This is a genomic window from Gracilibacillus sp. HCP3S3_G5_2 (assembly GCF_052063305.1).
Taxonomy (GTDB): domain Bacteria; phylum Bacillota; class Bacilli; order Bacillales; family Amphibacillaceae; genus Gracilibacillus.
The window spans coordinates 1-1,021 of the sequence record NZ_JBQHXU010000042.1; the positions used below are offsets into that span (position 1 = coordinate 1).

Annotated in this window: 1 rRNA gene; it reads right to left on the bottom strand. The window is 51.3% G+C overall.

Annotated features, from left to right (window positions below):
• Window positions 1-1,021 (bottom strand): 23S ribosomal RNA (locus ACTNEP_RS20480); the annotation flags it as partial.

Sequence of the window (1,021 nt, forward strand, 5' to 3'; positions counted from 1 at the left end):
GTCACTCGACCAGTGAGCTATTACGCACTCTTTAAATGATGGCTGCTTCTAAGCCAACATCCTGGTTGTCTAAGCAACGCCACATCCTTTTCCACTTAACGTATACTTTGGGACCTTAGCTGACGGTCTGGGCTGTTTCCCTTTCGACTATGAACCTTATCACCCATAGTCTGACTCCCAAGGTAATATGATTGGCATTCGGAGTTTGACTGAATTCGGTAACCCGGTGAGGGCCCCTAGTCCAATCAGTGCTCTACCTCCAACATACATCCCTTGAGGCTAGCCCTAAAGCTATTTCGGAGAGAACCAGCTATCTCCGTGTTCGATTGGCATTTCACCCCTACCCACACCTCATCCCCGCACTTTTCAACGTACGTGGGTTCGGGCCTCCAGTCAGTGTTACCTGACCTTCACCCTGGACATGGGTAGATCACACGGTTTCGGGTCTACGACCACCTACTATGTCGCCCTATTCAGACTCGCTTTCGCTGCGGCTCCGTGTCTTCCACTTAACCTTGCAGGGGATCGTAACTCGCCGGTCCATTCTACAAAAGGTACGCCGTCACCCATGAATGGGCTTCGACTACTTGTAGGCACACGGTTTCAGGTTCTCTTTCACTCCCCTCCCGGGGTGCTTTTCACCTTTCCCTCACGGTACTGGTTCACTATCGGTCACTAGGGAGTATTTAGCCTTGGGAGATGGTCCTCCCGGATTCCGACGGAATTTCACGTGTTCCGCCGTACTCAGGATCCACTCCGGAGGAAACACGCTTTCGACTACAGGGCTCTTACCTTCTGTCGCGGGTCGTTCCAGACCGCTTCGTCTAACGTGTTTCTTGGTAACTCCAATGGAGTGTCCTACAACCCCAAAAAGCAAGCTTTTTGGTTTGGGCTAATTCCGTTTCGCTCGCCGCTACTCGGGAAATCGCGTTTGCTTTCTCTTCCTCCGGGTACTGAGATGTTTCAGTTCCCCGGGTCTGCCTCTTATATCCTATGGATTCAGATATAAGTTCTACTCCAT